9 protein-coding genes are annotated in these 12,633 nt (G+C 74.7%); 7 read left to right on the forward strand and 2 right to left on the reverse strand.

All coding sequences use genetic code 11. The features are described 5' to 3' along the window. The first annotated feature begins 28 nt into the window (after positions 1-28). Genes SM793_RS07050 through SM793_RS07075 form a run of 6 tightly spaced genes read left to right on the forward strand, consistent with a single transcriptional unit; the run spans position 29 to position 7,269 of the window. Positions 29-1,480, forward strand: coding sequence for a lysine 2,3-aminomutase (locus SM793_RS07050; protein ID WP_320437163.1), 1,452 nt, complete (start codon positions 29-31; stop codon positions 1,478-1,480). Continuing rightward, complete coding sequence (locus SM793_RS07055; protein WP_320437164.1) at positions 1,477-2,601, forward strand: hypothetical protein; 1,125 nt, start codon at positions 1,477-1,479, stop codon at positions 2,599-2,601. Before SM793_RS07050 ends, SM793_RS07055 begins: the two co-directional genes overlap by 4 nt. Next, positions 2,598-3,830 (forward strand): phenylacetate--CoA ligase family protein, encoded by a 1,233-nt coding sequence (locus SM793_RS07060; RefSeq protein WP_320437165.1) that lies wholly within the window; start codon positions 2,598-2,600, stop codon positions 3,828-3,830. The genes SM793_RS07055 and SM793_RS07060 overlap by 4 nt, the downstream gene beginning before the upstream one ends. After that, positions 3,827-5,122 (forward strand): MFS transporter, encoded by a 1,296-nt coding sequence (locus tag SM793_RS07065; RefSeq protein ID WP_320437166.1) that lies wholly within the window; start codon positions 3,827-3,829, stop codon positions 5,120-5,122. Before SM793_RS07060 ends, SM793_RS07065 begins: the two co-directional genes overlap by 4 nt. After that, positions 5,119-5,994 carry an SDR family NAD(P)-dependent oxidoreductase gene (locus tag SM793_RS07070; RefSeq protein WP_320437167.1) on the forward strand — a complete coding sequence of 292 codons (876 nt, stop codon included), beginning with the start codon at positions 5,119-5,121 and terminating at the stop codon, positions 5,992-5,994. The genes SM793_RS07065 and SM793_RS07070 overlap by 4 nt, the downstream gene beginning before the upstream one ends. 21 nt (positions 5,995-6,015) lie before the next feature. Beyond that, the gene (locus SM793_RS07075; protein ID WP_320437168.1) at positions 6,016-7,269 is read left to right on the forward strand and encodes a phenylacetate--CoA ligase family protein; all 1,254 of its coding nucleotides are present in this window, start codon (positions 6,016-6,018) and stop codon (positions 7,267-7,269) included. Positions 7,270-7,362: 93 nt separating this feature from the next. Here the strand turns inward: SM793_RS07075 and paaI are convergent, their stop codons facing one another. Together paaI and SM793_RS07085 are read right to left on the reverse strand one after the other, a co-directional pair. Further along, positions 7,363-7,758: a hydroxyphenylacetyl-CoA thioesterase PaaI gene (gene paaI / locus SM793_RS07080; RefSeq protein WP_320437169.1), complete on the reverse strand. Its 396-nt coding sequence runs from the start codon at positions 7,756-7,758 to the stop codon at positions 7,363-7,365. A 288-nt stretch (positions 7,759-8,046) separates the two neighbouring features. Continuing rightward, entirely contained in the window at positions 8,047-9,498 is a 1,452-nt protein-coding gene (locus SM793_RS07085) for a WGR domain-containing protein (RefSeq protein WP_320437170.1), read from the reverse strand. Positions 9,499-9,747: 249 nt separating this feature from the next. On the opposite strand from SM793_RS07085, the gene SM793_RS07090 reads away from it, so the two are divergent. After that, on the forward strand, positions 9,748-12,588 hold the full coding sequence (locus SM793_RS07090) for a hypothetical protein (protein WP_320437171.1): 2,841 nt from the start codon (positions 9,748-9,750) through the stop codon (positions 12,586-12,588). The last annotated feature ends 45 nt before the right edge of the window (positions 12,589-12,633 follow it).

Raw genomic sequence — 12,633 nt, forward strand, 5'->3', positions numbered from 1 at the left:
AGCAACAGCAACGGCGGCACCGCCACCGGTGGCACTGGCACCGGCCGCACCCGTCCCGCCCCCACCCCCGCAGCCGTACCAGTACGTCCGGACTCGGCTGGTCGAGCCGGACTGGCGCCGGCTGCCCGGCTGGCGCGACGTCACCGAGGCGCAGTGGCGCGACGCCCAGTGGCAGCGCTCGCACTGCGTCAAGAACGCCCGCCAGCTCCGGGCGGTCGTCGGCGATCTGCTCACACCCGAGTTCTACGAGCAACTAGCCGCCGACCAGGCGGAGTTCGCGACCATGCCGATCCTGCTGCCACCGCAGCTGCTGAACACCATGGCCGCACACGCCCCCACCACCCCGGCGGCGTTCACCGCCGAGTTCCTGGCCGACCCGGTGCGCCGCTACATGCTGCCGGTGCTCGCCGACCGGCACCCGCGCTGGCCCAGCCACCCGAACGCCGAGCGCGACTCGCTGCACGAGGCCGAGATGTGGGTGGTCGAGGGCCTCACCCACCGCTACCCCACCAAGGTGCTGGCCGAACTGGTCTCCACCTGCCCGCAGTATTGCGGGCACTGCACCAGGATGGACCTCGTCGGCACCTCCACCCCCCAGGTCACCAAGGCCCGGCTGGTGCTGCGGCCGGCCGACCGGCAGGAGCAGATGCTCGACTACCTCAAGCGCACCCCGTCCGTGCGCGACGTGGTGGTCTCCGGCGGCGACCTCGCCAACGTGCCGTGGCCGCAGCTGGAGTCCTTCCTGATGCGGCTACTGGAGCTGGAGTCGGTCCGCGACATCCGGCTCGCCAGCAAGGCGGTGGTCGGCCTGCCGCAGCACTGGCTCCAGCCGCAGGTCTTGGAGGGCGTGCACCGGGTCGCGACGGTCGCCGCCGGCCGGGCCGTCAACCTGGCCGTGCACACCCACGCCAACCACGTGCGCTCGGTGACCCCGCTGGTCGCCGAGGCGGCCCGGGCACTGCTCGACGCGGGCGTGCGCGACGTGCGCAACCAGGGCGTGCTGATGCGCGGCGTCAACGACACACCGGAGGACCTGCTGGACCTCTGCTTCGCCCTCCAGGGCGAGGCGAACATCCTCCCCTACTACTTCTACCTCTGCGACATGATCCCCAACGCCGAGCACTGGCGCACCAGCGTCCACCGGGCCCAGTACCTCCAGGAGGCGATCATGGGCTACCTGCCCGGCTACGCCACCCCGCGCCTGGTCTGCGACGTGCCGCACCTCGGCAAGCGCTGGGTGCACCAGGCCGTGGCGTACGACCGTGAACGCGGCATCTCGTACTGGACCAAGAACTACCGCACCGCGCTGGAGGCCCGCTCGGACGGCGCCGCGCCGGCCGGCGACGACCCGCTCGAGCGCCGCCACCCCTACTACGACCCGGTGGACACCCTCCCCGAGTCAGGCCGCCGCTGGTGGACGGAGCGGGCCGCGCGCGCCGCCGCCGGCACACCGGCCCCGCAGGAAGGAGCAGCACGGTGACGACACCCGCCGACCCGCAGCAGACCGACCCCCAGGACCTCGGCCCACTGCGCCGGATGTGCTGGATCTTCCCCGACCGCGAGTCGACCCGGACCACCGCGATGTGGCGGCACTACTTCTGGGACCTCTACTCCGAGATCGCCGAGGAACTGGGACTCACCTGGTGCCGGCACTCTCCGGACGCCGTCACCGTGGACGCCACCGACCCGGCCCACCCGGTGGTGTACGTGGACGAGGAGCCGGTGACCCCGCAGGACACCCTGTTCGTCACCGCGCTGTACTCGCTGCCGTACCAGTCGATGGACATCTTCAACCAGTACTCGCTGTACGCGGTGCTGGAGCAGGCCGGGTTCTACCTGCCGTTCCCGCCGTACGTCTCGCTGATCGGCAACGACAAGGTGGCCACCGTGCTGCACCTGGCCGGCTCGCCGGTGCCGCCGATCCCGTCGATCCGGATCGGCACCGGCCGGGACGTCGCCAAGCACCACTACGAGGCGGCGCTCGACCGGCTGACCTACCCGGCGATCGTCAAGCCCGCCGGCTGGTGCGGCGGCGGCGGGATCAACCTCGCCCGGGGCCCGGAGGACATCCGCGGCCTGGCCAGCCTCGCCCAGGGCGGCGACACCACGCTCGTGGCCCAGCCGTACCTGGGCGACGGCACCGTCGACTACCGGGTGTACGTGGTGAACGGCGAGCCCTACGCGGTGATGCGGCGGGTGCCGGAGGCCGGCTCGCCGGTGGCCAACGCCAGCCGGGGCGGGACGATGGAGTTCCCGCCGATCCCGCCCGAACTCGCCGAGGCCACCGCCTGGTTCGCCGAGAAGCTGGCGATCCCGTTCTTCTGCGTGGACTTCCTGTACGACGGCGAGAAGTACTGGTTCTCGGAGCTGGAGCCGGACGGCGTGATCGCCCCGGACTTCACCGACCCGGACCGCGTGCTCCAGCGGGACATCACCCGGGCCCGGTTCACCGCCTACCGGGACGCCCACGCCAAGTGGCTCGCCAACGGCGCGCCGTCCGCACCCGCCGGCCTCTTCGCACCCGCCGCGCACCGCGCACCGAGCTCCACCCCGACGATCTCCGCCCCGACGATCTCCGCCCCCCGATCGGAAGCCCGATGACCGACGCGTTCTCCCTGCCGCCGGACGCGGCCGAACCGCGACTGACCGTCGCCGCCGCCACCCTGGAGCGGCTGCGGACGGTACCCGCACTCGCCCCGCGCTACGCCGACCGCCCGGCGGCCGTCCGCACCCTGGACGAGCTGGCCGCACTGCCGCCGCTGCTCAAGGACGACCTCAACACCGCCCTCGCCCACCTGGAGCCGCGCTCCGACACGGCCGCCACCTGGCTGTTCCAGAGCGGCGGCTCCACCGGCGCGCCCAAGGTCGGCTACGCGCCGACCGGCTTCTACATGGCCGGGGTGCACGCCCACTGGCCGGTGCTCGACCGCGAGGACGTGTTCGCCAACGCCTGGGGCGCCGGCCGGATGTGGGGCGCGCACTTCCTGGCCGCCGCGCTGGCCGACCGGGCCGGCTGCCGGGTGATCGCGCTCGGCTCGATCACCCGCGAGGAGTACCCCGACTGGCTGGCCTTCCTCGCCGACCGCGAGGTGACGGCGATCGGCGGCACCCCGAGCGTGCTGCGGCTCTGGTTCGCGCACGCCCGCGCGGCCGGGTTGAAGCTGCCCTCGCTGCGCAAGGTGCTGTGGCTGGGCGAGGCCTGGCAGCCGCAGCTGGAGGAGGACCTCGCGGTGGTCGCGCCGCAGGCCCGCCGCTGGGGCATGTTCGGCTCCACCGAGACCTGGGTGGTCGGCACCAACACGCCCGACTGCCCGGCCGACACCTTCCACCCGCTGCCCACCCAGCTGGTGCACGCCGGTCCGGACGGGCTGCTGGACTTCACCACCCTCGACCCCGAGATGCTCAACCCGGTGCTGCGCTACCGCACCGGGGACGCGGGCGGGTTGACCACCTGCCCGTGCGGCCGGCCGGGCGCCGCGATGCGGGTGCTCGGGCGGCGGGACAACGTCGTCCAGGTGCGCGGCCTCGGTCTGCACGTGGACGAGCTGGTCGCCCGGGCCGAGCGGGAACCGGGGGTCGCCCGGGCCCAGGTGGTGGTCACCGAGGACGGCGGCCGGGCCACCGGGGTCGAGGTGCTGCTGCTGGCCGACCCGGCCGCCGGGGTGGACCCGGCGGCGCTTCGGGCCGAACTGCTGGCCGGGACGTTCACCCTCAGCACCGCGTTCCAGCACGACCCCGAGCACGTCACGGTCCGGGTCGTCGACGCGCTGGTCAGCAACGACCGCACCGGCAAGACGGCCTCCCTCGTCGTCCGTGAGGAGTCCTCGTGAAGCCGCGCAAGCCGCAGGACCTCGGGCGCGGCTTCAACCTGTTCTGGGCCGGCCAGACCGTCAGCGTGGTCGGCGACCGGATCACCGTGTTCGTCGTCCCCACCCTGATGATCTTCGTCCTGCACGCCTCCGCCCTCCAGGTCGGCGTGGTGGCGATGGCCCAGTACCTCGGCATCCCGCTGCTGGGCCCGGTCGCCGGCGTGCTGGTGGACCGCTGGGACAACCGCCGCACGATGCTGGTCTGCGACCTGCTCCGGCTGGCCGCCGTCCTGGTGATCCCGCTCGCGTACTGGCTGGACTTCCTCTCCACCCCGCTGCTGTTCGGCTGCGTGGCCGTGATCAGCGGCGCCACCATCTTCTTCAACGTCGGGTACCTGATCGCCGTCCCCGCGGTGGTCCCCGAGGACCGGATGGTGCGCGCCTACTCCCGGCTCGAGGGCAGCAACTCGGTCGCCGAGGTGGCCGGGCCCTCGATCGCGGCCGGCCTCTACAGCGCGCTCGGGGTGGGCGCGCTGGTGGTGGACGCCGCCAGCTACCTGATCTCCGCCACCTGCTTCCGCTGGATGACGCCCTGGGGCGAGCGCACGGCCGTCGAGGGCACCGTCTGGGAGCGGCTGACGGCCGGCTTCCGGATGAACTGGGCCGACCCGGTGCTGCGCCGGGTGGTGCTGGCCGCGGTCACCCTCAACTCCGGCGGGCCGATCTTCGTCACGGTGCTGCCCGTGCTCGCCTACCGGGGCCTGGACGTCTCGGTCGGCCAGTTCGGCGCCGCCATGTCGGTCGGCGCGGTCGGCGCGCTCACCGGCGCCGTGGTCGCCCCCCGGATCAGCCAACGGCTGGGCCTCGGCCGCACCCTGGCCTGGTCGCTGCTGCTGCACTGCCTGGTCGGACTCGGCGTGCTGGCGGCGCCGACGCTGCCCGCCGTCCTCGTGATCGCGGTGACCATGGGCTGCTACGGCTTCTTCATGTCCTGCATCAACGTGTGCAGCGCGCCCACCCGCCAGTCCCGGATGCCGGCCGAGCACCAGGGCGTGATGCACGCGGCGTTCCGCACCGTCACCTGGGGCGTGATCCCGCTCGCCGCGCTGGTCGGCGGCCTCGCCGTGTCCGCGCTCACCGATCCGCTGGGGATCCTGGACGCGGCCCGCTGGGTGATGGCCGGCGGCACCCTGCTGGCCGCCTGCTCCTTCCTGCCCGCCCTCGGCATCCAGTCCCGGCTGGACGCCGCCGCCCGCGAGGCGCAACCGCGACCGGCCGACGCCGAGCCCGAGCTGACGGAGAGCACGCCGTGAGCGCCGCACCGGCGGGCGAGGTCCTGCTCGTCACCGGCTGCTCCTCCGGCATCGGCCTGGCCACCGCCGTGGCCGCCGCCCGGGCCGGGTTCACCACCGTGGCCACCCTGCGCGACCCGGACCGCGCCGACGACCTGCGGAAGGCCGCCGGGGAGGCCGGGGTCGAGCTGGACGTCCGCCGGCTGGACGTCACCGACGCCGCCTCCGTCGCCGCCTGCGTCGACGGCGTGGCCGCGACCCACGGGCGGCTGGACGCGGTGGTCAACAACGCCGGCGTGTCCAACTTCGACCCCACCCTGGAGATGTCCACCGACGCCGCGCTGCGGGCCAATCTGGAGGTGAACTTCTTCGGCGTGATCGGCGTCAGCCGCGCCGCCCTGCCGCTGCTGCGCGCCTCCGGCGGCCGGCTGGTCACCATCGGCAGCGTGCACGGCGTGGTCGGCCAGCCGTTCAACGAGGCCTACTGCGCTGCCAAGGCCGCCGTCGAGGGGTTCATGGAGAGCCTCGCCCCGGTGGCCGGCGCGCACGGCGTGCGGGTCTCCGTCGTCGTCCCCGGCTTCGTACCGGACACCCGGTTCGGGATCTTCCCCGACATCGACCGCCGCACCATCGGGGCGGCCTCCGGACCCTACGCCCCGACCTTCGAGGACTACCTCGCCTGGGTCGGCGGCCAGGGCTGGGAGGCCGCCGGACAGCCGGCCAGGGAGGTGGCCGAGGTCGTGGTGCGCACCCTGCGCGCCGAGCGGCCCGCCTTCCGGGTCGCCACCAACGCCTGGGCCGCCGACTACCTGGCGCAGAAGCTCGCCGACCCGGACGGCTCGGCCGTCCAGACCCTCGCCCGTACCTGGATCGGCCGTCCCGACCCCAGCTGAGTCACCGTCAGGAGCCCTGCCATGCCCGCCAAACCCCTGCCCGAGCTGATCGACTTCGCCCGCCGCAACTCCCCCTTCTACGCCGACCTCTACCGGGACCTGCCGGAGCGCGTCGAACACCTCTCGCAGCTCCCGCTGATCGAGCAGACCGCGTTCTGGGCCGCCAACTCCTGGCCGGACAACCGCCTGCTGACCGGACCGCTGCTCGACGGCGGCGTCTACAAGACCGGCGGCACCACCGGCGTCCCCAAGTTCTCCCCCTGGTCGCGCACCGAGCACGCCGACTCGGTCACCGCCTTCGGCGCGGGCCTCGTCCAGGCCGGCCTCAAGCCCGGGCACCGGGTCGCCAACCTGTTCTGGGCCGGCGAGCTGTACGGCGGCTTCCTCTACATCGAGAACGCCCTGCACCACGCCCCGGTGGACAACGTCCGGCTGCCGGTCGGCGCCGCACCGGACGCGTACATCGCCGCGCTGATCACCGACTTCGGGGTGGACGTGCTGGCCGGCGAGCCGATGAAGCTCAGCTCGGTCGCCGAGCACCTGGTCAAGCACGGGCAGGTCGCCGAGCGGATCGAACTCCTGCTGTTCGGCGGGGACCTGCTCTTCGCCGACCTGCGGCCGATCCTGTCCCGCGCGTTCCCCAACGCGGCCGTCGCCTCGATCGGCTACGCCTCGGTGGACGCCGGCCTGGTCGGCGCGCCGGTGCCCGGCGACGACGTCCGGGTGCACGAGGCGTTCCCGCACCGGACGGTGGTGGAGCTGGTCGACGACACGACCGGCGCGCCGATCACCGAACTCGGCGTCCCCGGCCGGGTGGTGGTCACCAACCTGTTCCGGACCCTGATGCCGATCCTGCGCTACCCGACCGGTGACCGGGCCGAGTGGGTCGACCTGGAGCGCGGCCGGTTCCGGCTGGTCGGGCGGTCGGTCGAGGGGGCCCGGGTGGGCACCGTGGCGATGCCGACCGAGGAGATCCGCACCGTCCTGCTCGCCCACGACCCGGAGCAGGTGATCTCCGGGATGCAGATGGTGCAGCGCCGCTGGGACGGCAAGGACGGGCTGGTCCTGCGGCTCGGCTACACCGAGGAGCCCCCGGCCGGTCTGGCCGAGCAGCTGGTCGAGGCGGTGTACCGGGCCCGGCCGCTCTACCCGGACGACGTGGCGGCCGGGGTGATCCACGACCTCCGGGTGGAGTGGGTGCCCCGCGCCGAGCTGGTCACCAACCCGCGCACCGGCAAGCTCCAGCAGGTCGTGGACGAGCGCCCGCCGGCCTGATCCGGCGGCCCGCGAACGGACGGGCGGGCCGGGGGAAGCGGATCCCCCGGCCCGTCCTCGCCCTCGTCCTCGTCCTCGTCCTCGTCCTCGTCCTCAGGCTGTGTGCGGCTGTCCGGCCAGCATCACGCTCTGGCCCCGGAATTCCGCGATCACCTTTTCCGCCGCATTCCGCACCGTCACGTCGTAAATGCCGGTGCGCCCGGAACGCGTGCGTTCCACCGCCTCCGCCACCAGTTCGTCCCCGACCGCGGCCGGCGCCAGGAAGTTCACCTGCGCGGCCTGCGCCACCGTCACCGGGCCGTAGCTGTTGCAGGCGTAGGAGAACGCCGCGTCGGCGAGCAGGAACAGGTAGCCGCCGTGCGCGGTGCCGTGCCCGTTCACCATCGCCGGGGCCACCGTCATCCGCATCGACGCCCGCCCGGTGGACACCTCGTCGAGCGTGATCCCGAGGCCCTGGCAGGCCAGGTCGCGCTGGTACAGCGCGGCCATCCGGGAGTTGGGCACCGCACCCGCCGCCGGCCCGCCGGAAGCCACGGACGCCGCGGCCTCCGACGAATCCGCCGAATCCGCCGATCCCGCCGATCCCGCCGATCCCGCCGATCCCGCCGAATTCTCGACAGCCACGGTGTCCACGCTCATGACGCCCTGCTTTCCCCGGGAACAGCCCGAAACGGTCGGTCGGTATGCCGCGCGTGCGTATCGCACCCGCATTACACCGAGGCCCGCGACGGGCTGTCAACGGTCTCCCGACGGGAACGGAGAGACCGTCAGGAGAACTCAGAGCAGCCGCTTGATGTCCCCCCGCGCCCGGTAGAACGAGCCGCTGCCGGACTCCAGCACCTCCGCCACCAGGTACCGCGCGCCGGGCACCCGGATGTCCTTGGGGAACTGCACCCGGCGGGCCGGGTCGTAGCCCGGGGAGACCACCCGCACCCGCAGCCGGGCGCCGTCCCGCACGCACTCCACCTCGATCCCGCCCGCGGCGCCCGCCGAACCGACCGCCACCGACTCGATCTCCGCGCCGGCCACCGCCGCCGTCCAGCCGCTGCCGTCCACCTCGGCGGCCCGCGGCAGCCGGCCCTCCTCGGCCGCGCGCACCGCCGTCTCGCTCGCGTCCAGGCAGACCAGCGAACCGTCCGTGGTCACCAGGTACAGCCGGCCGTCGCGGTACTGCATGCTGTACGCCGAGCCGCAGCCGGTGCCGAGCTTCCACAGCCGGGTGCCGTCGGCGTCGAAGCAGTACACCGAGGAGTGGTTGTCGCCCGCGAACACGTACCGGCCGTCGGGCGAGGCCGCGCAGGAGAACACCGCGGCGTCGCAGCGGTAGCGGGCCGTCTCCGAACCGTCCGCCTTGCGCAGCCGGTGCACCCAGCCGCGCGAGGTGCCGGCGAACACCTCCTCCCGCTCCTGCCAGCCGAACAGCACCGCCCCGTCGGTGCGGGTGTGCCAGACCGGGGCGCCGCCGCGCGCCGCGTACCGGCTCACGCCGCGCGAATGACCGTGGTACACACCGTCGTTGTCGCAGCGCACCATCCAGCCGTCGGTGCCCTCCGCCGAGCGCCGCCACTGGAACTCGTCCTCGTGGTCGACGGTGGTGATCCCGCCGCGCGCGTCGGCCACGCCGAGCACGCCGTCGTGGATGTCCAGCCAGTAGATGTCGACGTCCTCGGCTATCTCGTACGCCACCCGCGGCACCTTGCCGCCCAGGTCGTACACCTTGCCGTTGTCGCAGCCCGCGTAGATCCACCAGTCGTCCGCGACGATGCACTTGACGCCGTCCGGCAGCCCGAAGCGGCCGGTCACCGCGCCGTCGTGGGTCAGCGTGTAGACGTCGCCGCGCTCGTTGCCCACCCAGGCGTGCTCCTCGCCGACGAAGATGCCGAACGCCGCCGCGCCGGAGCGGAACCGCCACAGCACCGGGGCCTGCCGGGCCGTCGAACGGCTGCTGACGATCGCCCGCCGCGTCACCGACCGCCGCTCGCGCACCCCGCGCACCGCCGGGGCGTAGCCCTTGCGGACCTTCTCGCCGATCTTCTTGGCGGCCGCCGACGCGGCCTTCTCCGGCGTGGGGTAGGCGGTGGTCTTCGTCTGGCCGCTCTCGCCGATCCGCCCGTAGGTGACGGTGACGTCCACGCCGGCCACCAGGACTTCGTAGAACTTGTGCGCGCTGCCGCTGTCCTCGGACAGCTCCAGGTAGGTCGACTGCGAGTCGGTGGCAGTGGCTGACATGGTGTGGGCCCCTTCCGGGCACGGGCGTGACGGGGGTGTGTCGGTGCTGCGGGCGCGGCGCCCGGCGACACCTCAGAACCTAGCCCGCGGCACCGACAAGGCCCCGGCGGCCCGGACGCCCCCGCGGTCTGCCCGAACGGACCTTCCGCGGCGTCCGCCGCTCTGACAGCATCGTCCGCTATCCGGTCACCAGGCGCCGGGATCGGCGACCGCCCGCCCGCAGGGACGGGCGCGGGCGGGAGAACGCGGATGCAGGGCCCGGCGGCAGCAACCACCGCACCCCCGGTGCGCACCGGGCACCGGCCCGCCCGGTGGGTCCGCACCCGGCTCCGGGCCGCGCCCTGGACGGCACTGCTCAACGGCGTGCTGGTGTTCGTGGTGGTGCTGCTCTCCGCCGGACTGCCCCGGGGCGTCGACCGCGGCGAGGACGCCGCCCTGCACGACTTCCTGCGCGATCGCGGCATCGGCGCGACCAGCCTGGTCAGCCGCTCCGACCTGCGCCCGGACGACGACTCCGCCACCCTGGCCTCGGTCGCCGCCCAACTGACCGCCCGCACCGGCGGGGAGTTCCGCGTCTCGGCGAGCGGGCCGGTGTACGGCGTGCGGGGCGTCCGCCCGAAGCCCCTCGGCAATCCTCAGCTGTCGCGGCCCGACGGCCCGTCCCCGGTCCTGGGCCTGCGCCACCTGGCCGGGCTCTCCGAGCACGCCACCCTGGCCGAGGGCCGCTGGCCGACCGCCGCCCCCGGCCGGCCGCTGCCGATCGTGGTCGCGGAGCCGACCGCCGAGAAGCTCAACATCCGGGTCGGCGACGTGCTGACGGAGGAACTCCAGCCCGGCATGAAGCCGTCGCCGGACACCGAGGTGGTCGGCACCTTCCGGGTGAACGACGACAGCGACCCGTACTGGACCGACCTCTACTGCCTGCGCCGGCCCTGCCTGGACATCCCGGAGACCATCGAGTGGCGCCGCTACTGGAGTGCGGTCGGCCTGACCGGCGGCGACGAGCTGCCCCGGCTGATGGAGTGGGCCAAGGGCGGCGAGCTCTCCTGGCGGCTGCCCGTCGACCCGGACTCGCTGCGCGCCGACCGGCTGCCCGACGCCGCCCACGAACTCGCGAGCTACCTGAGCGGCCCCACCGCCGCGGACCTCGCCGCCGCCACCGGCCGCACCGACCTGCGCACCTTCTCCTCGCTGCCCGACCTCTTCACGCTGGCCACCGCCCGCCGGGACGCCGCCGCCCCGCTGGCCGCGCTCGGCCCGGCCGGGCTGGTCGGCGTCGTCACCGTCGTCCTGGGCCTGGCCGCCGCACTGGCCGCCGACCGGCGCGGCCCCGAACTCCTGCTGCTCCAGGCCCGCGGCGGCTCCCGCCGGGACGTGCTGCGGCGGCTGCTCGGCGAGGGCGCCGCGGTCGTCCTGCCCGGCGCCGCCCTCGGGGCCCTGCTCGCCCTCCTGCTGCTGCCCGCCCCCCGCTGGGGCGCCGCGCTGTCCGCGGCGGTGGCGGCCACCCTGTGCGCGCTGCTGGCCTTCCCGGCGCGGGCCCTGGTGCTGCTGACCCCCCGCCGGGCGGTCCGGCGCGGCGGCGCGCGCCGGCTCGTCGGCGAACTCTGCCTGCTCCTGCTGACCGCCGCCGCGGTGGTCGAGGTCCGCCGGCGCGGGGCCGCCCCGCCCGGTGCCGGGATCGACCCGCTGCTCGTCGCCGCCCCGCTGCTGATCGCGCTCTGCACCGGCCTGCTGCTGGCCCGGATCCAGCCGCCGCTGATCGGCGCCCTCGCCCGCGCGGTCGGCCGGCGGCGCGGCGCCGTCGGCTTCCTCGGACTGGCCGGTGCGGCGCGCGGCGCGGGCGGCCGTCCGCGCCCGGCTGTCCTGCCGACGCTCGCGCTGCTGCTCGCCGTCACCACGGCCGGGTTCGGCGCCGACGTGATCGAGGCCGTCGACTCCGGGCGGACCCGCGAGGCCCGCCTGGCCACCGGCGGCGACGTCATGGTGAGCGCCCCCAAGGGCTTCGGCCTGGCCGACTCCTTCGGCGAGCAGGCCGACCGGCTGCCCGGCGTCCGGGCCGCCACCGATGTCACCCTGCTCACCGACGCGGCCGTGCTGCGCCCGGGCCAACGCCACCTCACCATCAGCCTGGTGGTCGTCGACCCGACCGCCTACGCGGAGATCTCCCGGTCCGTCGGCCGCGGCGCCTTCGACCCGGCGCTGCTGGCCGCCCCCGACGGTCCGACCGGACCGGACGCGCGCGAAGTCCCCGTCCCCGCCCTGTACTCGCGCGGACTGGTCGAGCAACTCGGCGGCCGGGCCGGGGCGGAGCGGATCTACCTGACCAGCACCGGCGAACTGCGCGCCCAGTACGCGGGCACGATCGACGCCACCCCGGCGCTGCGCGACTCCACCCACCCGTTCATCGTCCTCCCGGCCGGGCCCGCCACCGCCCGGGTGCCCGGACTCGCGGACCACGGCCACTGGTTCGCCGTCGGCGACATCGACGAGACGGCCGTCCGGTCGCTCACCCGCGACCTGCCCGTGCACCCGATCGTCGCGGACACCGCGCGGCGGACCGGCGTCCCGGTGGTCGGCCCGGGCCCCGCCGACATCCCGGACGGCTACCTGGTGAAGACCAGTGCCGCGCTCACCGCCGAACTCACCGAGGACCCGCTGCGGCAGGCCGCCGTCCTGGTGTTCCGGGTCGGAACCGCCGGCGCGGGCGCGTTCGCCCTGCTCGCCGCCCTGCTCACGCTGGTCCGCGCCGCTCCCGAGCGGTCCGCCGCGCTGGCCCGGCTGCGCACCATGGGGCTGCGCCCCCGTCAGGGACTGGCGCTGATCCTGGTCGAGACCCTGCCGCAGACGCTGCTCGCGGCGGCCGGCGGCCTGCTCGCCTCGCTCGCCGCCGTCGTCCTGCTCGGCCCGGCGCTCGACCTGTCCGCCCTGCTCGGCACCGACGTCCCGCCCGGCCTGCCGGTCCGACTCGGCGCCGTGCTCCCGCCGGCGCTGGCGCTGACCGCGCTGGTCACGGCGGGCGTGCTCGCCGAGGCCCTGATCGCCGGCCGCCGCCAGATCGCCCGGGAGCTCCGGGCCGGCGACGCGGCCTGACGGCGGGGGACTCCGGTCCGGTGACGCGGCCCGACGGCGGGAGCG

The organism is Kitasatospora purpeofusca (assembly GCF_034043715.1).
GTDB lineage: Bacteria > Actinomycetota > Actinomycetes > Streptomycetales > Streptomycetaceae > Kitasatospora > Kitasatospora purpeofusca_A.

Coding starts and splice junctions, on each gene's coding strand:
- SM793_RS07060 (WP_320437165.1), top strand. CDS start 2,598: ATGACCGACGCGTTCTCCCTGCCGCCGGACGCGGCCGAACCGCGACTG.
- SM793_RS07075 (WP_320437168.1), top strand. CDS start 6,016: ATGCCCGCCAAACCCCTGCCCGAGCTGATCGACTTCGCCCGCCGCAAC.
- paaI (WP_320437169.1), bottom strand. CDS start 7,758: ATGGCCGCGCTGTACCAGCGCGACCTGGCCTGCCAGGGCCTCGGGATC.
- SM793_RS07085 (WP_320437170.1), bottom strand. CDS start 9,498: ATGTCAGCCACTGCCACCGACTCGCAGTCGACCTACCTGGAGCTGTCC.
- SM793_RS07090 (WP_320437171.1), top strand. CDS start 9,748: ATGCAGGGCCCGGCGGCAGCAACCACCGCACCCCCGGTGCGCACCGGG.